The organism is Novosphingobium ovatum, assembly GCF_009909235.1.
Taxonomy (GTDB): Bacteria; Pseudomonadota; Alphaproteobacteria; order Sphingomonadales; family Sphingomonadaceae; genus Novosphingobium; species Novosphingobium ovatum.
Window position 1 is genome coordinate 1 of record NZ_JAAAPO010000008.1, and the last position, 22,916, is coordinate 22,916.

The 22,916-nt window shown below is 62.6% G+C and carries 22 protein-coding genes and 1 tRNA gene; 7 read left to right on the top strand and 16 right to left on the bottom strand.

The genetic code is table 11. From position 1 onward, the window contains the following. The 3 genes from GTZ99_RS15745 to GTZ99_RS16935 form a co-directional block, all read left to right on the top strand. Positions 1 to 1,484 (top strand): methyl-accepting chemotaxis protein (locus GTZ99_RS15745; protein ID WP_161720618.1); only part of this gene is annotated, 1,484 nt, incomplete at its 5' end. Positions 1,485 to 2,074: 590 nt separating this feature from the next. Further along, positions 2,075 to 3,016 carry an MrcB family domain-containing protein gene (locus GTZ99_RS15750; protein WP_161720620.1) on the top strand — a complete coding sequence of 314 codons (942 nt, stop codon included), beginning with the start codon at positions 2,075 to 2,077 and terminating at the stop codon, positions 3,014 to 3,016. A gap of 468 nt (positions 3,017 to 3,484) precedes the next feature. Further along, the gene (locus tag GTZ99_RS16935) at positions 3,485 to 3,682 is read left to right on the top strand and encodes an excalibur calcium-binding domain-containing protein (RefSeq protein ID WP_227711427.1); all 198 of its coding nucleotides are present in this window, start codon (positions 3,485 to 3,487) and stop codon (positions 3,680 to 3,682) included. 19 nt (positions 3,683 to 3,701) lie between these two features. Here GTZ99_RS16935 and GTZ99_RS15760 read toward each other — a convergent pair whose 3' ends face one another. Both GTZ99_RS15760 and GTZ99_RS15765 read right to left on the bottom strand, forming a co-directional pair. Beyond that, positions 3,702 to 4,673 carry an HNH endonuclease gene (locus GTZ99_RS15760; RefSeq protein WP_161720624.1) on the bottom strand — a complete coding sequence of 324 codons (972 nt, stop codon included), beginning with the start codon at positions 4,671 to 4,673 and terminating at the stop codon, positions 3,702 to 3,704. A 572-nt stretch (positions 4,674 to 5,245) separates the two neighbouring features. Beyond that, positions 5,246 to 6,637: a hypothetical protein gene (locus GTZ99_RS15765; RefSeq protein ID WP_227711428.1), complete on the bottom strand. Its 1,392-nt coding sequence runs from the start codon at positions 6,635 to 6,637 to the stop codon at positions 5,246 to 5,248. A 308-nt stretch (positions 6,638 to 6,945) separates the two neighbouring features. Here GTZ99_RS15765 and GTZ99_RS15770 point away from each other — a divergent pair, with 308 nt between their 5' ends. Then, positions 6,946 to 7,350 (top strand): hypothetical protein, encoded by a 405-nt coding sequence (locus GTZ99_RS15770; RefSeq protein WP_161720628.1) that lies wholly within the window; start codon positions 6,946 to 6,948, stop codon positions 7,348 to 7,350. A 238-nt stretch (positions 7,351 to 7,588) separates the two neighbouring features. Beyond that, a complete protein-coding gene (locus GTZ99_RS15775) occupies positions 7,589 to 8,599 on the top strand; it encodes a tyrosine-type recombinase/integrase (RefSeq protein WP_161720630.1) in 1,011 nt (336 codons plus the stop codon). 120 nt (positions 8,600 to 8,719) lie between these two features. On the opposite strand, the gene GTZ99_RS15780 is transcribed toward GTZ99_RS15775, so the two are convergent. The 11 genes from GTZ99_RS15780 to pyrH form a co-directional block, all read right to left on the bottom strand. Beyond that, positions 8,720 to 8,796, bottom strand: a tRNA-His gene (locus GTZ99_RS15780). Between the two features lie 204 nt (positions 8,797 to 9,000). Beyond that, complete coding sequence (gene rpmE, locus GTZ99_RS15785) at positions 9,001 to 9,231, bottom strand: 50S ribosomal protein L31 (protein ID WP_161720632.1); 231 nt, start codon at positions 9,229 to 9,231, stop codon at positions 9,001 to 9,003. Between the two features lie 112 nt (positions 9,232 to 9,343). Further along, complete coding sequence (gene fabZ, locus GTZ99_RS15790) at positions 9,344 to 9,823, bottom strand: 3-hydroxyacyl-ACP dehydratase FabZ (RefSeq protein ID WP_161720634.1); 480 nt, start codon at positions 9,821 to 9,823, stop codon at positions 9,344 to 9,346. A 25-nt stretch (positions 9,824 to 9,848) separates the two neighbouring features. After that, positions 9,849 to 10,535 carry an OmpH family outer membrane protein gene (locus GTZ99_RS15795; protein WP_161720636.1) on the bottom strand — a complete coding sequence of 229 codons (687 nt, stop codon included), beginning with the start codon at positions 10,533 to 10,535 and terminating at the stop codon, positions 9,849 to 9,851. Continuing rightward, positions 10,535 to 13,159 (bottom strand): outer membrane protein assembly factor BamA, encoded by a 2,625-nt coding sequence (gene bamA, locus GTZ99_RS15800; protein ID WP_227711429.1) that lies wholly within the window; start codon positions 13,157 to 13,159, stop codon positions 10,535 to 10,537. Before bamA ends, GTZ99_RS15795 begins: the two co-directional genes overlap by 1 nt. 324 nt (positions 13,160 to 13,483) lie before the next feature. Next, a complete protein-coding gene (gene rseP / locus GTZ99_RS15805; RefSeq protein WP_227711430.1) occupies positions 13,484 to 14,587 on the bottom strand; it encodes an RIP metalloprotease RseP in 1,104 nt (367 codons plus the stop codon). Positions 14,588 to 14,592: 5 nt separating this feature from the next. Continuing rightward, on the bottom strand, positions 14,593 to 15,747 hold the full coding sequence (locus tag GTZ99_RS15810) for a 1-deoxy-D-xylulose-5-phosphate reductoisomerase (protein ID WP_161720640.1): 1,155 nt from the start codon (positions 15,745 to 15,747) through the stop codon (positions 14,593 to 14,595). Positions 15,748 to 15,751: 4 nt separating this feature from the next. Further along, positions 15,752 to 16,528, bottom strand: coding sequence for a phosphatidate cytidylyltransferase (locus tag GTZ99_RS15815; protein WP_201742580.1), 777 nt, complete (start codon positions 16,526 to 16,528; stop codon positions 15,752 to 15,754). Further along, positions 16,479 to 17,123 (bottom strand): polyprenyl diphosphate synthase, encoded by a 645-nt coding sequence (gene uppS, locus GTZ99_RS15820; RefSeq protein WP_161720822.1) that lies wholly within the window; start codon positions 17,121 to 17,123, stop codon positions 16,479 to 16,481. Before uppS ends, GTZ99_RS15815 begins: the two co-directional genes overlap by 50 nt. A 74-nt stretch (positions 17,124 to 17,197) precedes the next feature. Continuing rightward, positions 17,198 to 17,761 carry a ribosome recycling factor gene (gene frr, locus GTZ99_RS15825; RefSeq protein ID WP_161720642.1) on the bottom strand — a complete coding sequence of 188 codons (564 nt, stop codon included), beginning with the start codon at positions 17,759 to 17,761 and terminating at the stop codon, positions 17,198 to 17,200. 19 nt (positions 17,762 to 17,780) lie between these two features. Beyond that, complete coding sequence (gene pyrH, locus GTZ99_RS15830; RefSeq protein ID WP_161720644.1) at positions 17,781 to 18,494, bottom strand: UMP kinase; 714 nt, start codon at positions 18,492 to 18,494, stop codon at positions 17,781 to 17,783. Positions 18,495 to 18,827: 333 nt separating this feature from the next. On the opposite strand from pyrH, the gene GTZ99_RS15835 reads away from it, so the two are divergent. Continuing rightward, entirely contained in the window at positions 18,828 to 19,352 is a 525-nt protein-coding gene (locus GTZ99_RS15835) for a hypothetical protein (RefSeq protein WP_161720646.1), read from the top strand. Positions 19,353 to 19,499: 147 nt separating this feature from the next. Here the strand turns inward: GTZ99_RS15835 and tsf are convergent, their stop codons facing one another. Next, positions 19,500 to 20,429: a translation elongation factor Ts gene (gene tsf, locus GTZ99_RS15840; protein WP_161720648.1), complete on the bottom strand. Its 930-nt coding sequence runs from the start codon at positions 20,427 to 20,429 to the stop codon at positions 19,500 to 19,502. A gap of 116 nt (positions 20,430 to 20,545) precedes the next feature. After that, positions 20,546 to 21,301: a 30S ribosomal protein S2 gene (gene rpsB, locus GTZ99_RS15845; protein ID WP_161720650.1), complete on the bottom strand. Its 756-nt coding sequence runs from the start codon at positions 21,299 to 21,301 to the stop codon at positions 20,546 to 20,548. 493 nt (positions 21,302 to 21,794) lie between these two features. On the opposite strand from rpsB, the gene GTZ99_RS15850 reads away from it, so the two are divergent. Then, entirely contained in the window at positions 21,795 to 22,079 is a 285-nt protein-coding gene (locus GTZ99_RS15850; protein ID WP_161720652.1) for a hypothetical protein, read from the top strand. Between the two features lie 19 nt (positions 22,080 to 22,098). Here the strand turns inward: GTZ99_RS15850 and GTZ99_RS15855 are convergent, their stop codons facing one another. Then, the gene (locus GTZ99_RS15855) at positions 22,099 to 22,908 is read right to left on the bottom strand and encodes a CDP-alcohol phosphatidyltransferase family protein (protein WP_201742584.1); all 810 of its coding nucleotides are present in this window, start codon (positions 22,906 to 22,908) and stop codon (positions 22,099 to 22,101) included. Positions 22,909 to 22,916 lie beyond the last annotated feature (8 nt).

Below are 22,916 nucleotides of genomic sequence, written 5' to 3' on the forward strand. Positions count from 1 at the left end.
CCATCGAAACACTGCGCGCCAATCTGCGCGGGTTGATCAGCGAATTGAACTATATGTCGGCCGAGCACGACAAGGGCGACATTGACGTTGCCGTCCGCGCCGACAAGTTCAAGGGCGATTTTGCCACTGTGGCGCAGGGCATCAATGGCATGGTCGCCGGCCATATCGCGGTGAAGAAAAAGGCCATGGCCTGCGTCAAGGCGTTCGGCGAAGGCGATTTCGACGCCCCGCTGGAACAGTTCCCCGGCAAAAAGGCCTTCATCAACGACACCATCGAAACACTGCGCGCCAATCTGCGCGGGATCACCGGCGAGATCAGCCGCCTCATCAGCGCATCGACCGAAGGGCAGTTGAGCGTACGCGGCGACTCAGAACGTTTTGTCGGCGATTTCAGCGAGTTGATTTCCGGCATCAACGGCATGCTGGACGCGATCCTGCTGCCCATCGCCGAGGGCAACCGGGTGCTGGATTTGGCAAGCACCGGCAATCTGACCGAAAGGGTGGAAATCACCTGTCATGGCGACCATCAGCGGATGAAGGATGCGGTCAACCGCCTGATCGACAATCTGCGCAGTTTTGCCAAGGATGTGGGGCAGGCCGCCGATCAAGTCGCGGCAGGCAGCAGCCAGATGGCGTCGAGTTCGGAACAACTGTCGCAAGGCGCCAATGAACAGGCCGCCAGCACCGAAGAGGCCAGCGCCTCGATGGAGCAGATGGCAGCGAACATCAAGCAGAACGCCGACAATGCCGCCCAGACCGAAAAGATCGCCCGCCAGTCGGCCAAGAACGCCGAAATGTCCGGTGATGCCGTGAACAAGGCGGTGGCCGCGATGGGCACCATCGCCGCCAAGATCGGCATCGTGCAGGAAATCGCCCGCCAAACCGACCTGTTGGCACTGAATGCCGCCGTCGAGGCAGCCCGCGCCGGCGAGCACGGCAAGGGCTTTGCCGTGGTGGCCAGCGAAGTACGCAAGCTGGCCGAACGCAGTCAGACCGCCGCCGCCGAGATCGTCGCCGTGTCTTCCGACACGGTAAAGGCCGCCGAACAGGCTGGCGACATGCTCTCGAGCCTGGTGCCTGACATCCGCCGCACCGCCGAACTGGTATCGGAAATCAGCGCCGCATGTCGCGAACAGGACATCGGCGCGGGGCAGATCAATCAGGCGATCCAGCAACTGGACAAGGTCACGCAACAGAACGCTGGCGCCTCGGTGGAAATTTCATCGACCTCCGAAGAACTGTCCTCGCAGGCAGACACGCTGCAAAGCGCGGTCGCGTTCTTCCGCGTCGACGCCAACGCCAGCGGCGCCCCGGTAGCACGTACCGCCCCTGCCCGCAGTCCGCGCAGCTTTGCCGTCGCCCGCACCCGCAAGCCAAAGGCCAATTCGGTGGCGCATCAACAGGAACGTGTGCGCGGCTTCGCTCTGGATCTGATCAACGGTGGCGAGGACGCCGAGGACGCAGAATTCAGCCGCAGCGCCTGATACAGCCCGCAAACGACACAAGGGAGGACCGCCAAACCCGGCGCGTCCTCCCTTGTCATATCTGCCCCACAGAGCAGCCTCAGCGCCTATTACGCCGATAGCGACCGACGCGTCCGCCCGTCCGCGCCCGCATATCAACGATGATGTGAGGAAAATGGGGCGACTGAAGGGGTTCGAACCCTCGACCTCCGGTACCACAAAGCGAGGGTGTACCTCGCACATGCCGCATTTCCGGGGGTTTGGCCCTCCAAACCGGCGCTCCAATTCGCAGGGAACGTGCCTGTTGCACGGTATACCCAGTTCAAGTGAACCTAGGAGCGCCGGTTCTTTTCCAGCTTAGGCGGTGCTTGTCCCTCTGACATACAGTTCGGTCACGTGCCCCGAGCACAATCACCACGCCAGCCGCAGTCAGACCGGACACGTCAAGCTGGTACAAGTGACCACACGGCCCAAGCCCAGCCGACAAGAGCGCAATGGCAGCACACTGATCGGGGTGGTTGGATCAGGGCTAGCAATGATATACGACGCAAGCTTATTGCGAGAGAGCACGACTGAACCAAGTTGCGCGTGCACCAAAACGGAGAAGGTCATTGAGGATTAGGGACGGACTGACTGCGGTGTTGTCTGGGTATCGAGCGGCCTTACAATCTACATTCGGGGGCCACCCCCTGGCAGCACTACTCCGCAACGATCTTCCCCAAGCGATTAGCGCCTATCTACCAACCCACGAGGCACTGCTAAAGGTTGAAGGAAGCGCAGGCGTCGGCAACTGGGCTAAGGGACCGTGGGTAGCAATTCTTAACCGCCTTATCACGGAAACCCCGCAGCGTAAGTTCTATCCGGTCTACCTATTCGCCGAGGACATGAGCGGGGTGTACCTCAGCCTTAATCAAGGGATGACAGAAGTTCGCGAGCTCTACCGCGTCAACCCGAAGAGCGCCCTCAGGACTAGAGCGCTTAACTACCGCGACATGCTGGGCAGTTCGATTGCACCGTTCACCGTGACGGAAATCAACCTGGCCCCCGCGCGGAGTGCAAATCCCACGGCATACTATGAAGCTGGAAACATTTGTTCGGCGTACTACCCTGCCAACGCACTACCCAGCGAAGAGCGCTTGGTCGCGGACCTAATCCGCATGGTTGCGCTATACGAATCTCTCATTGCCACAGGCACCGGGGACGATGGGGCCGAATCTGACACGGAGTTGTTCTTTGAGGGGGGCAGCGAAGCCCGCCGAACCCACTTACGTGTCGAACGCAACAGCAGACTGGCAAAGGCCGTAAAGCAACGCAAGGGCTGCCGTTGCGAGGTCTGCCAGCTTGATTTCCGGGAGACCTATGGGGCGTTAGGAGCGGGGTACATTGAGGCCCACCACCTTGTCCCGCTCGCTCAACTATCCGATGTCGGTAGGCATCTTGACCCGGTGAAAGACTTCGCTGTGCTATGTGCCAACTGCCATCGTATGGCCCATAAGCTAACAGACCCCTCAGACATCGCCGCATTGAAGGTAGCGTACAAAGCCAAGGAATAGCGACCTGAAATCGCCATACCGTCACGCGGGGCGACCCTTGCGACTAGGCACGTGCGTATCCCCCCATACCGCCCCTACCCCGCCCGCTAGCGGGTAACACCCGGGTGGAGGGGCGGCACAAAGCCTACCTGCGTTACAGCCTATGGCGTTGATACCTTGTCACTTACGCAGCGTTTACCCCACGGGGCCTAATGTCGCGGTATGTCCAGCGAGCAAGACCCCACAGCCAGCCGCAATCAGGCACCCCGCCTCCAATTGGTGCATTCCGCCACCCGGCCACCGCAGGCGCGCAAGGGGCGTACAGGGAAGACCTTGATTGCGGCGGCTGGCATCGGCCTAGCGGTCGGCACGTTGAGCCTTGCTCTGCCCATTGCGCCCCCTCAGACGCGCGCTCAGGGCGACCACAAGCGCAGCGCCGCCCAACCCCTTGCTGCCACCGACGACGCGCTCAGCGCCAAGTATGGCCCCATGGGACTGCATACACCCGAAGACACCACCTATGCGGCCACCGCCGGGGAAACGTCAGACGATGTTGTCTTTTGGCCGTCCTGCTCCTCGGCGCGGGCTGCGGGTGCGGCCCCCATCTACAGCGGCCAGCCGGGCTATCGCCCACCCTTGGACCGAGACGGCGACGGAGTGGCCTGCGAGCCAGTTCCAGGCCAATAGCCGCTAACGCTGGGCCGCTTCAGCCTGCCGGGTTGGACGCGACAAGCTCCCTTAGCTGCTCCAGCGTCAGCCAAGGTTTGGCAGTATGCACCATGCGATGGCAGTTGGAGCACAGCAACGCCAAGTCATCCACCGTCGTCTCGTCGCCTTCGACCATGGCATGAACCGGGTTCGTGTGATGGGCTTCGATGTACCCCGTACCGCGCTCCCCATAGATCGCCTGAAAGTCAAAGCCACAGGCTTCACAAGCCAGCGTGCCATGCTGTTTCAGCGCGCTGGCCTTGCGCAGAGCGACAACCTTCGGGTCGCGCTCAAGGGTACGGTGGTAACGATAGCTGACCTTACCTTCCTTCGCCTTATAGCCCAGCACCTCGTCCAATTCGTCCCCGGACATCGTCGCAAGTGCGCTTTGGCGGATCGCCTCAACAGCCACCGCCAAATCTTGGCGCTTACCGTAGAACTCGTCCCACAGCGCACGGTCCAGCTTGCTTGCGCCCTTAAGCCCTGCGCCGCCCTTACTGGTCCATGCCGGGTCAAGGCTGCGGAAATTCATCATCTTCATCTTTACCCCGTTGGGGTTGCGGAAGGTCTCTGTCCCGGCATCCGAGGCCAATTGCCGGAGCAGCGCAGACATCTCTACCACATCCGGGTGGTCCGCGCCCGGGTCACGCCCGCCATGGCGATGATACAGGTCCAGCACCAAGAGTGCCTGCTCTCGGGTCCAAGGCGGGTTGGCCTGCGCCTTCTTGCTAGGCTGGTCCGCGAAACCAAAGCCGAGCCGTTCGAGCAATGACACAACCGTTGCTGTCCCGCCGGTGAACTCTCCTGAGGTTAGGGGTTTGGGCTTCCCGGGTAGGTAACCAAAGGCAGCGCCAACAATGGCCTTGCTGTCATAGGGGCGGCCCTCATACCATAGGGTGTACTTCTTGGCCGGGCCAAAGCCATACTTGTCGAGAAACGCATCACGCCCCAGAGCGTCAAACTCCGCCATCGCGGCCAGTACAGCGGGTCTAGTTACGCGCTGTATGCTCCGTTCGTCTGACACATTTGCCCCCTGTCAGATGCCTCTCAAAGACACCCACCCTCTTGTACCACAAGAGAAAAGCGTGACCTGATAACGCTATACAGTCAAGCACCGGCACCCCTACAACTGGGCGAGCGCGTATTCCCCCGTTACCTGTCCCGCCCTTCTCGCTGGGGCGTAGCACCCCGATAGGGTAGCGGCTGGCCACCTCAGCGGGACACCTCAAACCTGCCGCATAGGCCAGCCGCAAGGCAGCCCCCTCAACAAGATAGCCCCACAGGATCTTACCCTGTGGACACCGCCAAGCGGTTCGGCATCTCTCCCGCCAATGTGAAGCGGTACCGCGCAGACCCGCTGGAGGCGGCCTGCAGGGCAGAGCGAGGGGCGCCTAGGCGACCCGCCAGCCGCACTGTGCGGGCCTCCTGTGGGCTTCTAGCAAGCAACGACAGGCAGGCAGGCGGCAGCGCGTGTATGCGCCAATTCCTTATGGCCCTTAGTCATGGACTAGGGGTTTACCGGGGGAGAACGCCCCCCTCAAATCAACCCGAAATGACGGGATCAAAGCCAACCAAGTCCCTGTAGCTGTCCCGCATAGCCTCCGCCAGTTCCACTCTGGCCGACAAGGGGACAATGAAGCTGTCATGAACAGGCAGAACCGGGACGCCATGGGCCTCCATCCGGGTCAAGACCCCCAGCGCTATGTCACTGTCGAGGCGCTGTAGCGTCATCCCGGCGCCCGTGCCGAAGTGCTCTTGGAATTGATGGAGATGGCCCAGCAGCCGGTCCAGATAGGCTTGGAAGGACAAGCCCTTGGGCAGGACTTGATTGTCGCGCACTTTACCCTTCTTGTCTTTCTTGCCCCCAGCCCGCAGCTTGAGGCGCTTCTCTGGGTCATCCTGCTTGCGGTTGAGCAAGCGGTTAAAGGTCCGCTTGCCGAGGTCGCGGGCACCGGGAAAGTCGAGGCCGGGGACCATGTAAGGATCAACCTCCAGCGCGTACCCGGCCCGGTTGAACAGCAGTCGCGGATGCAGCGAGGCATAGTCCAGTTCGACCGTCTCCTCTCCGTCAAGGTGGATGCGGCTACGGGCCTCTTTGCTCTCGCTCATCCACCAGCCGCCGTAGATGCGCCCACCAAGCCCCCAGCCGCCCTTGAACGAGCGGTAAAGCTGACAGGCAGAGCGATCCCCCTTGAACGCATTGAGCGTCGCGGCCTCCTCTTCGTCAGCCCGGTCATCAACCTGTAGGTCGTGCCCGCCGTCCAAGATCAACATGTCAGTATTGGCCAGCCTCCGGTTGATCGCAATCAGCAGGGCGCGGCTGGCCTCTACATCATCGGGCACCGCAGGCAGATCGCCTGGCGCCTCCTTCATGCGGATGATGGCGCTATCTGGCAGGGCGAAGGACCGACAGGTAATGCCCGCCGCGTCAAACCAATGCTGAAGCTTAGCGCTGCTCCGGATGCGGGTGTTCCTGCCATAGGCACCACCCCTTTCATCTTCCCGCCGATGATAGCCGTCCCATAGCTCAATCAGCCCTTCACGGTTGAGGTAGTCGCGCAGCGCGCGCATTGTCTCGACCTGCATCCCCGTGCCTGCATAGGCCGAATTGTTGAAGCCTACCCCGACCAACCGCTCAGGGTCGTATGTATTCAGGTAAGCAGCGGCAAGGTTGGCGATCAGCGCCTCGACCGTATCGTGATAGCGGGTTTCGTCAGCAGCCTTGCGTGCACGCTCACGCACTTCGCCATGACGAAGTGCCTTGACGATCTCGGCCACCAGCGCCTTACCTTCACGGGTACCGAAGCGCCGCTGAGGGATCAGAGGGAACGAGTTCTCCAACTCCTTGGCGGTAAGGGTTGGGCGGCCAACCTTCTCTTTACTCATCAGTGGCTTGCTGAATGTCGATTGGTTCCGAACGGGGCCATCAGTCATGCCACCGGCCTACAAAGCAAGTCCTTTCCATTTCGCTACCTATTAGGGGAAGGGCGCGAGTTGCGCCGCCCCGCCCGTGTCCATCCGCCAGCCGGGGACATGGGGCGAATTTTGCCCGAAAGGAACCTGTGACACCGCCAGCCGCCCGGCCTCATGGCCCACAATCTGACCCCCGCTTTCAGCTCCATCAGCGCCAGCCACGCGCCGACAAGCTGGACCGCCGCCAGCGCCTTCTATGCAAGGCAGACCAAGCCTATCAGGAAGCCCTGCGCCGCCGCGTCAGCAACGCAGACCGCTTCGCCGCCTTCATGGCAGGTACGCCATCCTACCTCGATTTCGACCGTCCCTGCCCGACCTGTGAAGGCGTGCGCCGCCGCACCCGTGACCGATCCTGCTACGCCTGCCACCTGCGCCGGAGCCAAGCCAACTTCGCCCGCATGAAGGCCGGGATCGCCCCCATCGTCGCCCGCAACTGGGCCAGCCACCTTGACCTGTTACGCCGCCAGAAGGCCGAACGAGAGGGCCAAGGCATCACCCGCACCTTTGGCTCCACCATCGCCACATACTGGCCCACAGGGCGTCTGGAGGTGCGCTTCCCGGATGGCTCCAGCACGCCTGACCTCGCCAAAGCGATGTCCGCCCCAGCCGTCTGGAAAGCCGCCCAGCAGATGCCAGACCTGCGCGCCGCGCTGCAATGGGCGGGGTGGTGCTGACAGCGCCCAGCGGTGGCCAGCCGCACTCAACGGCATAAATTCAACCTTTTCCTGCGCCGCAGCAAACACCCACTGCCACCGTCATGCATCCCCCCTCAGGGTCGCCTAAGAAGCGGTACGCGGCAAAGAAATCCCTCTCGACAGCTCCCGCCGCCCGGTGATCCTATACGCGTGCACGTGCGTGTGTGAGGCCAGCCCTCACCAGCCCGTCGCACACTGACAACTGTGAGGAGCAACAATGCCCGAACCATACTCGATAGGAAAGCTCACCCGGAAGCGCGCCGACGGGACCGATTATTGGTCCTACTGCATCATCTGGTGGAACGAGCGTAAGCGCCAGCGTATCTCACTGGGGACCACCGACCGTTTGACCGCCGAGGCCAAAGCCAGACAAGCATGGTGCACCCTGCGCCCCGCGCTGGACCTCAACACGGTCGGCGCGGTGGTCAACGCTTATCTCGGCACGGACGACGCACCGCGCCCGGTACCAGACCGCAAGCGCAAGGCGGAGGCTTGGCAAGCAGCCCAAACGTACTGGGCGAACATGGCCATAGACGCGATCGACGAGAGCAGCAGCCTTGCTTACCCTGCGTGGCGGCAGCGCTCGGCCAATACCGTTAGGCAGGAGCTATCACTGGTACGAACGGCGCTGAACTGGGCTGCGGGTCAGAAGCTGACACCCTCCGCCCCCAAGGTTACCCTCCCCCCGATGCCCGAAAGCAAGGTGGAGCATCTAACAAAGGCACAGTTCCGCGCCTTCCTTGCTGGCTGCGCAACCCCGCATGTCCGACTGTTCGCCATGCTGGCTGTGACCACTGGTGGCCGCAAGTCAGCGATCCTTGAGGCTAAATGGACGCAGGTGGACTTCGAGCGGGCGCTGTTCTCGCTGAACCCCGAGGGGCGCAGACAGAACAGCAAGTACCGTGCGACCGTGCCGCTCAACGAGTTGATCCTGCCTGCCCTGCGCGATGCGCATAAGGTCGCCACCACCGGCTACATCATCGAGCATAAGGGTGAACCCCTTGCCGACATCAAGAAGGGTATCGGCGCGGCAGCAAGGCGTAGCGGCTTGAAGGTGCACCCGCACATGTTCCGGCACAGCGCAGCGGTGTGGATGGCAGAGGACAGGGTACCGATGCCCGAGATCGCGTCCTTCCTTGGACACCGCGACATCAACGTGACAACCCGCGTGTACGCCCGCTATCACCCCGACTACCTGCGCACAGCATCACAAAGCCTGTCGTGGTAGGCCGGTAGCGGCGCTCCACATCAGGGCACGAAACGGGTCGAGTTTGAGGTTTGACGGGCGGGTCAGGTTCACTTGAACCGACGAGCGCCGTTCTTTTCAGCGCTAAGCCCTTGAAAATAATGGGGCGACTGAAGGGGTTCGAACCCTCGACCTCCGGTACCACAAACCGGCGCTCTAACCAACTGAGCTACAGTCGCCACAAGCCACATGGGGCTGCGTTTCCATCCGGCTCTGACCGTTCTGGAAGAAGCGGCCCGCCGTTGGAGGCGCGCCTTTGCACCAGATTGGCCCGGAAGAAAAGAGAATTTTTTCCACAGGGACCGATTTTTTCGCCCTGCCTGTTCAGGCGGCGAAAGGCGTGGGTGGCAGGTGCCGCCATCCACGCCCCGAAAGCCTCAGGCTCAGCCCTTCTTCAGGCTGAGACCGCCAAAGCGCTTGTTGAACTGCGCAACGCGGCCGCCCTGATCCATCAGACGGGCGTTACCGCCGGTCCAGGCCGGGTGGCTGGTGGGATCGATGTCCAGCGCCAGCACATCGCCTTCCTTGCCCCAGGTCGAGCGGGTCTGGAAGGTGGTGCCGTCAGTCATCTGCACAGTGATGAAGTGGTAGTCGGGGTGGAGATTGGCCTTCATGGCTTTCACTTTCGCTAATGGCCGGTTCCGACCGGCCCGAATGGGAAGCGGCGCCCATAGCTGCGCGCCGCCGCTTTGTCCAGTGTTTTGCGCCGTTTTCGGGCGCTGGCGATCAGGCCTCGGGCGGGTCGGCGACCATGGCGGTGAAGTTCACCTCGCAGGCCACCTTGTCGCCCAGCATCGCCTTGCCCCAGAACTTGCAGACGCGGGCGCGCTTTTGCACAAAACCCACATGCAGGTCCAGCAGGCAGCCTGGTTCGACCGGCGTGCGGAACTTGGCATCCTCGATCGCCATGAAATAAACCAGCTTGCCCGAACCGGCCAGTTCCAGCGTTTCGATCGCAAGGATCGCGGCGGCTTGCGCCATCGCCTCGATGATCAGCACGCCCGGCATGATCGGGCGACCGGGGAAATGGCCCTGAAAGAACTGCTCGTTGAAGGTCACCGCCTTCACCGCGTGGATCTTCTCGCCCAGTTCAAGCGAAGCCACACGGTCAACCAGCAACAGGGGATAACGATGAGGCAGCGCCGTCAGGATCTTGCGGATGTCATAGGCCACGGGCGCGGCCGTGGTCACACTGTCGGAACTCATCACTTATCCCCTGTTACGCAGTTACTTAACGGCCAGCTTCGCCACCGGCGGCAGGCGCCGGAGCCGGCGCGGGCGCGCCACCCTGTTCACGCACAGCGCGCGGCACCCAACCAGCGGGCGGCACCAACTGCGCCGAAGGTACCAGCGCGTTCAGCTCGTTCAGGATCAGCTGGTTCAGGTTATACGCGCCGGTCGAGGCGACCACCGCATCCGGGCCCAGCAGCAGCGTCACGCCGGACTTGGTCATCGCGGCCTGAATGGCAGCGTCGCGCTTGTCCATAATCTGCTCGATCACATAGGCTTCCGACAAGGTGACCGGCTCAATGATCTTCTGCAGTTCGGCCTGACCCTGCTCCTTCAGCTGCTGGATCTGGGTGGCCTGCGCCTGCAACAGCGGCGCGGCGACGCCAGCCTGACGGTCCTTGACGAACTTGTCGATCAGGCCCTTGAGCTGGGCGTTCAGCGCGGCTTCGCGGGCCTTGGCCTGGTCGATCTGCGCCTTGTAGGTCACTTCGCGCTGGGCCTGAGCGGTCTTGAACGCCAGCGAGTTGACGACGACAGCGTCAAAATTGGCAACGGCGATGCCGTTCACGCCACCGGTCGCAGTGGGAGCCGCCGCCGCCGGCTTGGGCGCGGCGGGGGCAGCCATGGCGGTGTGCGACACGCCAGCGGCCAGCGCGACGATAGCGAAAGTCTTCAGGAAGCTTTTCATCAGAACTGGGTTCCCACGTTGAAAGTGAAGGTCTTGGTATCGTCGCCCTCCTCATGCAGCAGCGCATGGGCAAGGTCGATGCGGAACGGCCCGAAAGGCGAGTTCCAGTTGAAACCCACGCCGATCGACACGCGCGGACGCGGACTATCGCCGTAGTAATATTCCTTGAACGGGCTGATATAGCTGCCGATGGCCGTGTTGGCCGCGCCCGTCGAGGTGTTGGTGGCGTTGGTCGTCGTGGTCGTCGTGCCATCGCTGTTGGTCTGGGTGTACAGCGCGTTGCCATTGCCATCGCGCGAGGCGACAAAGATGCTGGAGGTGTAGTCCTGCACCTTTGGCTTGGCCACGCCCCACACCGCGCCGACATCCAGGAACACCGAGGGACGGATGCCCATTTCCTTGGCGCCGGAGCCCAGCGGGATCTCCATTTCGGCATGCGCCATGTAGTAATACCGGCCGCCGATCGCGTCCTCGGTCCACTGGCTCTTGTCGCTCGATGGGACCAGCGTGCCGGTGCTGTCCGACACATACGGCTTGCGCACGACGCGCGGCCCGATGCCCCGGATGTCAAAACCGCGCATCTGCGGTTCGCCCAACTGGAAACGGTCGGTCAGGAAGACGTCATCCACGCCCTCGATGTTGCGGCGGCTCAACGCCTTGATCGCGCCCGCCTCGGCCGAGACCGAGAAGATGAAGCCCTTACCCAACGGCCAATATTGCGACCCATTGGCGCGCAGGCGTGCATAGGACACGTCACCGCCAAGCCCCGCGAAATCGACGCCAATCGAGCCCATCCGGCCACGGGTCGGGCGCACGCGGCTGTCAACGTTCTCATAAATCAACGAGCCGCCGACGATCGAGGACAGGCGGCGACCTTCGGCGTCGCACAGATAGCGACCCGCCAGCAGCGAGTTACACGCGTAATTGCCGTTGGAATCGGTCGAATAGAACTGACTCTTGGACAGCGAAACGTCATCGTAGTTCAGCGTATAGCGCCCTACTACCGACATATATTCCGTCAGCGGCAGACCAACGCGCACCTGAAAACCGGTCGTCGCCTGACTATACAGCGTGTTCGAGCTGCTGCTGTAGTAATTGTAGTTGCTATAGTCCTTGCGGTAGATGTCGACGCCCATCGACACCGCCTTGTCGAACATATACGGCTCGGTAAAGCTGAGCACCACGCTCTTGGAATAGCGCGAGATCGAGCCTGACAGGCCGACCGTCTGGCCACGCCCGCGGAAGTTGTTCTGCTTGACCGACGCCTGGAAAATGAAGCTTTCAAGGCTGGAGTAACCGGCCGACAGCTGCAATTCGCCGGTCGGACGTTCCTCGACATTGGCCTCCAGCACGATGCGGTCGCGCGCGCTGCCGTTCACCTGCTTGATGTCAAACTTTTCCTGGAAATAGCCCAGGCTCTTGATGCGGTTGGTCGAACGCTTAACCTGGATCGAGTTGAACGCGTCCCCCTCGGCCAAACGGAATTCGCGGCGCACGACCTTGTCCTGCGTCAGCGTGTTGCCATTGACGTCGATCCGCTCGACATAGACGCGCGGCACCTCGACCAGATTGAAGACGATGCCCATCGTCAGCGTCTTGGGGTCGCGGTTGTACTGCGGACGCACGTCTGCGTTGGGATAGCCGAAAGCGCCAACGGTCTCGTTCAGCTTGTCGATCGTGTCCTCGACCTGCTTGGCGTTGAACCACTGGCCCTTCTTCATCGGCAGCGCCTTGGTCAGCACCGCCCCGTCAAAGTCGCGCAACTGGCTGGTGACGCTCACATCGTTGAACTTGTAGCGCTGCCCTTCCTCGACCACATAGGTGATGATGAAGTCACGCTTGTCCGGGGTCAGTTCGGCCACCGCCGACACAACGCGGAAATCGGCATAGCCCTGCGTCATGTAGAACTGACGCAGCTTCTGCTGGTCAAAGGCCAGCTTGTCCGGGTCATACGAGGTGTTGCCACGGAAGAAGTGCAGCGGCCGCGCGGTCTTGGTCATCATCACGGTCGAGAGCGTCTTCATGCCGAAGTGCTCGTTACCGATGATGTTGATCTGGCGGACCTTGGACTTGGGGCCTTCGTGGATTTCAAACACGATGTCGACGCGGTTCTGGTCCAGCCGGACCATCTTGGGCTCGACCGTGGCGCCAAAGCGGCCCTGACGCTTGTACAGCTCGATGATGCGGGCAACATCGGCGCGCACCTTGGAACGGGTAAAGATCTGGCGCGGCGCCAGCTTGATCTCCGGGTTGATCTTGTCTTCCTTGAGGTGCTTGTTGCCCTCAAGAACGATGCGGTTGATCACCGGGTTTTCCTTGATGGTGATCGTCACGAGACCATTCTCGTTGCGGATCTGCGCGTCCGAGAACAGCTCGGTCGCATACAGGTCCTTCAACGCCTGGTCGGCGCCCGCCTCGGTCCAGTTCTGGCCGACGCGCAGCTGGATATAGGACAGGACGGTATCCGCCTCCAGACGCTGCGCACCCTCGATCTTGATCTGCTGGATCACCACAACGGGAGCTGGTGCCACCGCGGGGACAGGCGCGGTCGCGGCAGGCGCGGGCGCGGGCTGCGCCTGGGCGCTGGCGATCTGCGGCACACCGGCCAGAATGGAGGTCCCCATCAGGGCCACTCCCAAAGGCCGAATGCGGCCAACCCCGGTGCTGTGAGCCATATTCCGTCCAATCTTCGACACGGTGTTTCCCATCCTAAGTGGCCCGTAGGCATGCGCCCACGGACAAACCACCCCTGTATTATCGCCCCAAGCCGCGCTGATCCCCCGGAGTTGCCCCACGCCCGCACTGCGTGAACTGCCCCATCAGGCCGCGCCTTGCCGCGTCACTCTACTTTCGCCCTCTGCCCCAAGCGGCGATGCCAATCAAGGCGTCATGCCATTGCCCGTCCACAGTCAGGCCATTGCGCCTATCCGTTCCCTGCCCGCGCCCGTTCAGAACAGGTTGCGCGGCAGGATATCGTTCAACGTCACAAACACCATCAACGCCAGCAGAAACGCCATGCCGGTACGAAAGGCCCATTCCTGACTGCGCGCGTCCAGCGGTTTGCGGCGGACCGCCTCGGCCACGTAAAAGGCCAAGTGCCCACCATCGAGCGCCGGGATTGGCAGCAGGTTGATGAATGCCAAATTAATCGAGATAAGCGCCGTGAAATAGACGAATTCCTGCCACCCCATCGCCAAACGCTGACCGGAATATTTGGCAATCTTGACCGGCCCGCCCAGTTCCTCGACCGAGCGCTTGCCGGTGACGATCTGGCGGATGCCCGTGACCATCGTGCCCATGATGCCAAAGCTTTGGTCAAAAGCGTGGGTGACCGATTCCGCCGCCCCCATCTCGATCCGCTGCACCTGACCGGCCGCAATGCCGATCTGGCCGATGCGCGATTCATTGCCGAATTCATCGCGGATCGTGCGGCTGGCAATCGCCACCTGATAGGTCCGCTCGGCCCCATCGCGCAACACCGTCACCGGCACCGTCTCCCCCGGATAGGGCAGGACATTGGCGCGGATATCCTCAAAGCCCTTGATCGGCGTGCCGTTGATCGCCACGATCTTGTCGCCCACCTGCAACCCTGCCGCATGGGCCGCCGATGGCGTGGCGAAATTGGCGATCACCGGGCTGGCCTCGATCCGGCCATAGACAAAGTTGAACGCGGCAAAGATCGCTACCGCCACAAACAGATTGGTCGCAGGCCCCGCCAGCACGATCAGAAACCGTTGCCACAGCGGCTTGCAATGAAAGCTGCGGCTGCGCTCCCACGCGCTTAATTGCGAATGGTCCGCCCCGACCGAAGCCGGGTTCATGTCGCCGGCAAATTGCACATACCCACCCAGCGGCAGGATCGAGAGCTTCCACCTTGTTCCGCGCCGGTCGGTCCAGCCCGCGATTTCGCGGCCAAACCCGATCGAGAACGCATCGGCATGCACCCCGAACCAGCGCCCCACCCAATAATGCCCCAGCTCGTGCACCAGCACCAGCGGCCCCAGCAACAAGGCAAAGGCCAGCAGCGTCATCAGGATCGAGGGTTGCGCCATAAAGGTCAGGCCATCTCCATCAAGGCCTGCGCATGCAGGCGGGCTTGGGCATCCACGGCATACACATCCTCCAGCGAGGTCGGCGGCGGCGGCGCATAGCGCGCCAGCACCTCCTCGACCATCGCGGCGATGCGGGTAAAGCCGATGCGGTTGTCCAGAAAGGCGGCGACGGCCACCTCATTCGCGGCGTTCAGCACGGCGGGGATGCATCCCCCCGCCTGCGCCGCCTGACGGGCCAGACGGGTTGCGGGAAAACGCTCCTCATCCGGCGCGCGGAAAGTTAGTTCCCCAATCGCGGCCAGATCCAGCTGGCTGGCCAGCGGCGTTTCCATGCGACCGGGATAGGCCAGACAGCTGGCGATCGGCACGCGCATGTCGCTGGGGCCCAGCTGGGCCAGCGTGCTGCCGTCGCGATATTCCACCATCGAATGGATGATCGATTGGGGATGCACGATGATCCGCAACCGCTCCAGCCCCACCGGGAACAGGTGATAGGCCTCGATGAACTCCAGCCCCTTGTTGAACATGGTGGCCGAATCGACGCTGATCTTGGCGCCCATGCTCCAGTTCGGGTGCTTGATCGCCTGCGCCGGAGTGGCGGTGTGCAGCTGTTCCAACGTCCAGTCGCGGAACGGGCCACCACTGGCGGTCAGCGTCACCCAACGCACCTCCTCCACACGCCCGCCCTGCAGGCATTGGAAGATGGCGTTATGTTCGGAATCGACCGGCAACAGCGTGGTGCCATGGCGCGCCACCGCGGCGGTCATCACCTCGCCTGCGGAAACCAGCGCTTCCTTGTTGGCCAGCGCGACCGTCTTGCCCTGCTCGATCGCCGCCATGGTGGGCGCAAGGCCCGCACAGCCGACAATCGCGGCCATCACCAGATCGGCGGGACGCGCGGCCGCCTCAACCAAAGCCTCCGGCCCGGCGGCAGCCTCGATCGCCGTGCCGGCCAACGCCTCACGCAGCGCCGGCAGAGCGGCAGGATCGGCGCAAACGGCGATTTCGGCATCAAATTCACGGGCGAGCGCCGCCAGCGCCGCCGCATTGCCATTGGCCGTCAGGGCCACAACCCGCCATGCCCCGCGATTGCGGCGGATCAGATCCAGCGTGGAGGCGCCAATCGAGCCGGTGGCCCCCAGAACGGAGATGCTCCGCATGAACTTACAGGCCCCTTCCCGCCAAAACCATCAGCCCCAGTACGAACAGCACCGCAAGCAATCCGTCAACCCGGTCAAACAATCCGCCATGCCCCGGAATGAGGCGCGAGCTGTCCTTGACCCCGGCGCGGCGCTTCATCCAGCTTTCAAAAAAATCGCCGATCTGGGCGATGACGGCGATCAGCGGGCCGTACAATACGGCGGGCTGCCAATGGTACACGGGCGTCTCGCCAAAGCCGAACCGGCCCAGCGCCGCTGCTTCCTGCCGATAGGTGACATAGAACATCACCGCCAGCATCGCCGCCGAGCCCAACATGCCACCTGCCAGCCCGCTCCACGTCTTGGACGGACTAATGCGCGGCGCGATCTTGGGCCCGCCAAAGGTGCGCCCGGCGAAATAAGCCCCAATATCCGTACCGATCACCGCCAGCACGATGCCCAGCACCGGCGCGATGCTCCACGCCCGCAGCATCAACAGCATTTCCGCCGCCAGCCCGACATAGACCACAGCAAAAATTAGCCAGAGCAGCCGCGACCACCAGCTTTGCGCGATGGCTTGAGCCAGACGGCTCCATTCCCAGCACACGCCAGCCGACACCAGCAGCACAAAGGCCATCCAGACATAGCCGCCCAGCCACAGCGCCCCGCCCGCCACCGCCACCATGACGATGGCCGAGAGCGTGCGCGCCTTGAGATCAGCGTTCTTTTTGGGCGGCGCACCCACCTGCGCGTCAGCGGCCACCGAAACGGCGCTCCCGCTGGCCAAAGCCGTCGAGCGCATCCATCAGATGCTGCGGGGTGAAATCGGGCCACAACACATCGGTGAACCACATTTCGGCATAGGCGGCCTGCCACAACAGGAAATTCGACAAACGCACCTCACCACTCGTGCGGATCAACAGGTCCAGCGGCGGCAGATCGGCGGTGTCCAGCTCCGCCTCGATCGCCTCGGGCGTGATCGGCCCCTTGGCGGCGGCGGCGGCGGCGGCGCGGGCGATTTCCTGCTGGCTGCCATAGTTCAGCGCGATCGCCAGCGTCATCACCGAATTGCCGGCTGTGCGCGCCATCGCATCTTCCAGCAATTCGACAATATCCGCCGACAACGCCTTGTAATCACCGACAATCTTCAAACGCACACCATTGGCGGCGATCTCGTCGATGTCGCTGACGATGAACCGCTTGAGCAGGCCCATCAGGTCGCTTACCTCCTCGGGCGGGCGGCGCCAATTCTCGCTGGAGAAGGCATAGAGCGTCATCGCCTCCAAGCCATAATCGCGCACGCCGCGCACCAGACGGCGCACCGCCTCTACCCCGCGGCTATGCCCCATGGCGCGGGGCAGGAAACGCTTTTTTGCCCAGCGGCCATTGCCATCCATGATGATGGCCACATGGCGCACACCCGATGACGTACCGCCACCGGGTCCTTTGCTGGCAGGAGCAGCCGCGGCGGTCACTTGCCCAGGATTTCCTTTTCCTTGGCGGCAGCGGCCTCGTCGGCAGCCTTGATCTGCTCGTCGGTCAGCTTCTGCACCTCGGTCTCGCTGCGCTTGCGATCGTCTTCCGAGATCAGCTTCTTGCCCTCGTCAGCCTTGAGCGCTTCCATGCCGTCACGGCGCACATTGCGGATCGCGATGCGGGCGCTTTCGGCATATTTGCTGGCCAGCTTTGCCAGTTCCTTGCGGCGCTCCTCGGTCAGGTCGGGGATCGGCAGACGGATGGTCTGGCCATCAACGATCGGGTTCAGGCCCAGCCCCGCCGAGCGGATCGCCTTTTCCACCGGAGTGACAGTGCTCTTGTCCCAGACGGTCACGGTCAGCATGCGCGGTTCGGGCGCGGCGACCGTGGCACAAGCGTTGAGCGGCATGTGGCTGCCGTAAACCTCAACCGTGATGGGGTCCAGCAACGCGGTGTTGGCGCGGCCGGTGCGCAGACCCGACAGATCGCCCTTCAGCGATTCCACCGCGCCCTTCATACGGCGTTCCAGATCGGCCTTGTCGAACTTGGGTGCAGCCATGGCAATTACTCCGTAAAAATCAGCAAACGACCGTCTTGGTCCCCTCACCCGACAGAACGCGGGCCATATTGCCCCGCTCGCGGATCGAGAACACAACGATCGGAATCTTGTTGTCGCGGCACAAGGCGACGGCGCTGGCGTCCATTACCTTGAGATTGTCGGCCAGAACCGTGTCATAGTCGATGGTGTCATAGCGCTTGGCGGCCGGGTCCTTTTTCGGATCGGCATTATAGACGCCATCGACGCTGGTGCCCTTGAACAGCGCGTCGCACTTCATCTCGGCGGCGCGCAGCGCGGCGCCCGAATCGGTGGTAAAATAGGGCGCCCCCACACCGGCGGCAAAGATCACGATGCGACCCTTTTCCAGATGACGCTCGGCACGGCGGCGGATCACCGGCTCGCACACCTTGTCCATCTCGATCGCGGACTGCACGCGGGTGGGCACGCCCAACTGTTCCAGCGCGTTCTGCATCGCCAGCGCGTTCATCACGGTCGCCAGCATGCCCATATAATCGGCCTGCGCGCGGTCCATCCCCTTGGCCGCGCCCGCCATGCCGCGGAAAATATTGCCGCCGCCGATCACCATGCACACTTCCACGCCGGAATCGCGGATGGCGGCCACTTCCTTGGCCATTTCGGCAACAAAGGCCGGATCGATGCCGAACTGTTGATCACCCATCAACACCTCGCCCGAGAGCTTCAACAAAACGCGACGGTACTGGGGCTTGGCCATGGGCTCGACATATCCTCGTATTGTGCAAGCGCCCTTATACCGTGGCGTGGGCGATGCCAAGGGTGCGTTCGCACAATTGCCTTGCGGCGGGCCCGTATGCTGCACCGCACACTATGAACCTGACCTACTAGGTAGAAACATGAATTACCACACTCCCATTATGGTCATGCGGTGCGCAGGAGATCTGAAACATGATGAATCGTAGTGTAAAATTGGCGCTGGGCGCCGCTGCCATCGTCCCCCCCCCTTGCCGCTGCGTCTGCGATGGGCGTGCCTTTTGACGCCCTCACGGTGCAAGGCGCCCGTTCGTAGGCCGCATTGCCGACGAGCCCGATGACCATGCGCAGCATCACGCAGGCGGACAAGAAGGCGCTGACCCCCGAAGAGGTCGCGCGCATTCAAGGCGTTCTGGACCAGCACCTGCCTGCCTACAATGCGGCAGTCCAAAAGTTCCGCCCAGCCCAAGATGCCTATGATGCCATTGCACACCACCCCGCGCTTTATGCTGGCTATCAGGGCACAGACACAGACGCGATAATTGCCAAAGCCAATGCGCTTCAGCAGGCGCAGGACGCTGCGCAACAAGAATTCGTTAATGCAAGAATCAATCTGGAAGATGGTCTCCGCAGCCTCCAAGCACCGGGAGCGTCGCCCAATTTGACCAAGGCCGTGAACAGCATGGTAAGCACCACTTATCAACTGACCAATTACGTCTATAGTGGCGGCACTGCTGGAACGCACACCACCAGCTTCATCGACAGCCCGATTACGAAAATGGTGGCGACTTTCTCGTCAATCGGCACGCTGGGCTTTGCGATCGAGAACGCGGTGAACAAGGATCCGGTGTCGCCGCTCTAAGGCTGCGCAAACCGATCCATAAACAGGAAGCGCGGATGGGCACACATCCGCGCTTTTCCTTTGCCCGGCGCACAGCAAAAAGGCCCGAGGTTTCCCCCGGGCCTTTCATGCATTGCCGTAATGGCCAAACCCTTGCGGGTATGCGCCTTACTTCAGGCCGGCAGCCGCAGCGACTTCGGCGGCGAAGTCCGAGGCTTCCTTTTCGATGCCCTCGCCCAGCTGGAAGCGGACATAATCCACCAGCTTGATCGAAGCACCAGCAGCCTTGGCAGCAGCGGCCACCACGTCAGCGACGGGGGTCTTGCCATCCATCACGAACAGCTGCGAGAGCAGCGCGTTTTCCTTGGCATACTTGGCCACGGCGCCCTCGACCATCTTGGCCTGCACGGCTTCGGGCTTGCCCGATTCAGCGGCCTTTTCAGCGGCGATCTTGCGCTCACGCTCGATCAGCTCGGCGTCCAGACCATCGGCCGACAGCGCCAGCGGGAACGCGGCAGCGATGTGCATGCCCAGCTGCTTGCCCAGCGGCTCCAGCACGTCAGCGGCAGCATCGCCTTCCAGCGCGACCAGCACGCCGATCTTGCCCAGGTTGGGGGCGGCGGCGTTGTGCATGTACGACACGACCACGCCCTGCGACACAGCAACCTGCTTCAGGCGGCGAACCTGCTGGTTCTCGCCGATGGTGGCAACGTTGTTGGTCAGCTTCTCGGCAACGGTGCCGCCGTCCGGATAGGCAGCCGCCTTCAGCGCTTCGATGTCGGCAGCGCCGGTGGTCAGCGCCACTTCGGTCGTCTTGCGCACGAAGTCCTGGAACTGCTCGTTCTTGGCAACGAAGTCGGTTTCCGAGTTCACCTCGACGGCCACGCCCTTGGTGCCCGAAACGGCGATGCCCACCAGACCTTCAGCGGCGGTGCGGCTCGACTTCTTGGCGGCGGCGGCCAGACCCTTGGCGCGCAGCGCGTCAACGGCGGCTTCGAAATCGCCATCGGTTTCCTTGAGCGCCTTCTGGCAGTCCATCATGCCAGCGCCGGTGCGTTCGCGCAGGTTCTTCACGTCGGCGGCGGTGAAAGCAGCCATGTCGATATTCCTTTTGAAAGGGGCCAATTTTGCATGTGCCTCGCGCCGAGCCCATGGACCCGGCGCGCTGCGTTTTTGTGACGGCGCGCGAATGAACGCAGCGCCGCCAATAAGGATTAGGCCTGAGCCACGTCCTCGGCGATCGGCTCGGCCAGAGCGCCGAAGTCCGCACCCGAGTTCACCACCGCCTCGCGGTTGCCCTTGGTCGCGGCGGCCGCAACGGCCTCGCAATACAGGCGGATGGCGCGGCTGGCGTCATCGTTCGCGGGGATCGGGAACGCGATGCCTTCGGGGCTGACGTTCGAGTCCAGAATGGCGACGACCGGGATACCCAGAACGTTGGCTTCCTTGATCGCCAGCTCTTCCTTGTTGGCGTCGATCACGAACATCACGTCGGGGATGCCGCCCATGTCACGGATACCGCCCAGCGACAGCTCGAACTTGTCGCGCTCGCGGGTCAGCTGCAGGACTTCCTTCTTGGTCAGACCAGCGGTGTCACCCGACAGCTTCTCTTCCAGAGCCTTGAACTTTTTGATCGACTGCGAGATCGTCTTCCAGTTGGTCAGCATGCCACCCAGCCAGCGGTGGTTGACATAGTGCTGGCCGCAGCTGCGGGCGGCTTCAGCGATCGGCTCCTGGGCCTGACGCTTGGTACCGACGAACAGCACCTTGCCACCGGCCTGCACCGTGGCCGAGATGAAGTCCAGAGCACGCGCCATCAGCGGAACGGTCTGCGACAGGTCCAGAATGTGGACGCCATTGCGCGCGCCGAAGATGTACGGCTTCATGCGCGGGTTCCAGCGGTGGGTCTGGTGGCCGAAGTGAGCGCCGGCCTCGATCAGTTGCTGCATGGTGACGACGGGAGCCGCCATAGATAATTCCTTTCCGGTTGTTGTGCCCCGTTCGCGGGGCGTCCTCTGGATGGCTGGAACCCGTGCGGGTCAATCCGCTGCGGGCACCGGTGCATATGCGCCGTCCATGTGGGTTACCCGCCGGGAACAAAGGCGACGAAATGCCGCGACTCGCCCGAAGGGATGCGCGCCTCTAACGCCATTGCCCCGCCAAATCCAGCGAAATCCGCGACGGGCAAACGCAAAAACGCAAGCCCCGCGCGGACATCGATGCGGCCGGATGCGGGCCAATTATTCAACCTATGCAGGGAATTAGCCGATAGCGCTGATGGGCGGCATGCGCATTTGACGCAGCAGACCAGGAAAAGTTGCAATTTGCCGCTTGACAGGGCGGGAACAAAAAGAGAACATTGTTCCTGTCAGGTCGATCCAAAGCGGATGCAGAGGCAATATCTCAGCTTTTCCACAGGCTGTATACGGCTTTCTACTGGATCGAACAAAAAGGGGACGTCGCATGCTGGGTATCGTGATCAACGCGCTGATTGCCACCACCGCCCTGCTGGTCGTCGCCAGCCTGACGCACAGCCTGCGCCGCTTTGGCCGCGCGTGGCAGTCACTGCAGGCACAAATGGTTGAGTGTGAACGTCCGGTGCAGGTGCGCGTGACCTATGTCGAACGGCAGACGCCGATGGGCGCTGGCCCCCGCGGCGGGGCGCAGATCCTGCGCCCATGCTTTGGCCATGATGGCACGGTAAAGGGTGAGGTCACGGCACACGGCGCACAACGCGCCGCGGCCTGACGATGCTCACCTCGGCGGGTTAGGCCCCGCGACGCTTCGCCTTGGCATAGGCGATGATGCCAAACGGAATCATCGCCAGATAGACAGCGCAAATGCCCGCCAACGTCAGCCACGGTTCCGACAACAGCGCGGCAAACACCAGCGCGAACAGCGCGATCAGCTCCAACCGGACATTGCGACGCGGCCGCAGCGAATTCCAGCTGAACGTGGCCACGCTGGAAATCATCAGGAACGCATTGAGCACCAGCCATCCGCCCACCAGTCCCGGTTCGCGGAACAGATCGTTGCCAGTGACAAACCACACATACATCGGCAGAAAGGCCAGCCCCGCCCCCACCGGCGCGGGTACGCCGGTCAGAAAACCGGCGGATTTGTGCGGCTGATCAGGCATATCGATGCGGGCGTTGAAACGCGCCAGACGCAAGGCGCAGCAGATGGCAAAAGCCAGCGCCGCAAACCAGCCCAGACGCGGTGCCTGTTGCAGCGACCACAGGAACAGGATCAACGAAGGGGCAACGCCAAAAGAGATCGCGTCCGACAGGCTGTCCAACTCGGCACCGAATCGCGACTGCGCCTTGAGCAACCGGGCGATCCGGCCATCAATGCCATCCAGCAACCCGGCCAAAATCACCGCCAGCACAGCCTTTTGCCAGTCATCCAGCGGCAGGCTGGCCCCGATTCCCTGCGCGGGAACGGCAACCGTCCCGCCAGAAGCGGCGGTCACCGCGAACCGGATCCCCGTCAACCCCGAAGCGAGCGCGGCCGCGGTGATCGCGTTGGGCACCAATGCCCGCAGCGTCAAACCGCCCGGCAACACGCCGCCAGACAGCCGCCCTC

Excerpts from the sequence above, each read along its gene's own strand:
- pyrH (WP_161720644.1), bottom strand. The coding sequence starts at position 18,494 with ATGGCCAAGCCCCAGTACCGTCGCGTTTTGTTGAAGCTCTCGGGCGAG.
- GTZ99_RS15835 (WP_161720646.1), top strand. The coding sequence starts at position 18,828 with ATGACCATGCGCAGCATCACGCAGGCGGACAAGAAGGCGCTGACCCCC.
- bamA (WP_227711429.1), bottom strand. The coding sequence starts at position 13,159 with ATGGGGACCTCCATTCTGGCCGGTGTGCCGCAGATCGCCAGCGCCCAG.
- rpsB (WP_161720650.1), bottom strand. The coding sequence starts at position 21,301 with ATGGCGGCTCCCGTCGTCACCATGCAGCAACTGATCGAGGCCGGCGCT.
- GTZ99_RS15795 (WP_161720636.1), bottom strand. The coding sequence starts at position 10,535 with ATGAAAAGCTTCCTGAAGACTTTCGCTATCGTCGCGCTGGCCGCTGGC.
- GTZ99_RS15810 (WP_161720640.1), bottom strand. The coding sequence starts at position 15,747 with ATGCGGAGCATCTCCGTTCTGGGGGCCACCGGCTCGATTGGCGCCTCC.
- GTZ99_RS15760 (WP_161720624.1), bottom strand. The coding sequence starts at position 4,673 with ATGGCGGAGTTTGACGCTCTGGGGCGTGATGCGTTTCTCGACAAGTAT.
- GTZ99_RS16935 (WP_227711427.1), top strand. The coding sequence starts at position 3,485 with ATGGGACTGCATACACCCGAAGACACCACCTATGCGGCCACCGCCGGG.
- GTZ99_RS15815 (WP_201742580.1), bottom strand. The coding sequence starts at position 16,528 with ATGCGCTCGACGGCTTTGGCCAGCGGGAGCGCCGTTTCGGTGGCCGCT.
- uppS (WP_161720822.1), bottom strand. The coding sequence starts at position 17,123 with ATGGATGGCAATGGCCGCTGGGCAAAAAAGCGTTTCCTGCCCCGCGCC.
- rseP (WP_227711430.1), bottom strand. The coding sequence starts at position 14,587 with ATGGCGCAACCCTCGATCCTGATGACGCTGCTGGCCTTTGCCTTGTTG.
- rpmE (WP_161720632.1), bottom strand. The coding sequence starts at position 9,231 with ATGAAGGCCAATCTCCACCCCGACTACCACTTCATCACTGTGCAGATG.
- GTZ99_RS15775 (WP_161720630.1), top strand. The coding sequence starts at position 7,589 with ATGCCCGAACCATACTCGATAGGAAAGCTCACCCGGAAGCGCGCCGAC.
- GTZ99_RS15850 (WP_161720652.1), top strand. The coding sequence starts at position 21,795 with ATGCTGGGTATCGTGATCAACGCGCTGATTGCCACCACCGCCCTGCTG.
- frr (WP_161720642.1), bottom strand. The coding sequence starts at position 17,761 with ATGGCTGCACCCAAGTTCGACAAGGCCGATCTGGAACGCCGTATGAAG.
- GTZ99_RS15770 (WP_161720628.1), top strand. The coding sequence starts at position 6,946 with ATGGCAGGTACGCCATCCTACCTCGATTTCGACCGTCCCTGCCCGACC.
- tsf (WP_161720648.1), bottom strand. The coding sequence starts at position 20,429 with ATGGCTGCTTTCACCGCCGCCGACGTGAAGAACCTGCGCGAACGCACC.
- GTZ99_RS15765 (WP_227711428.1), bottom strand. The coding sequence starts at position 6,637 with ATGACTGATGGCCCCGTTCGGAACCAATCGACATTCAGCAAGCCACTG.
- fabZ (WP_161720634.1), bottom strand. The coding sequence starts at position 9,823 with ATGAGTTCCGACAGTGTGACCACGGCCGCGCCCGTGGCCTATGACATC.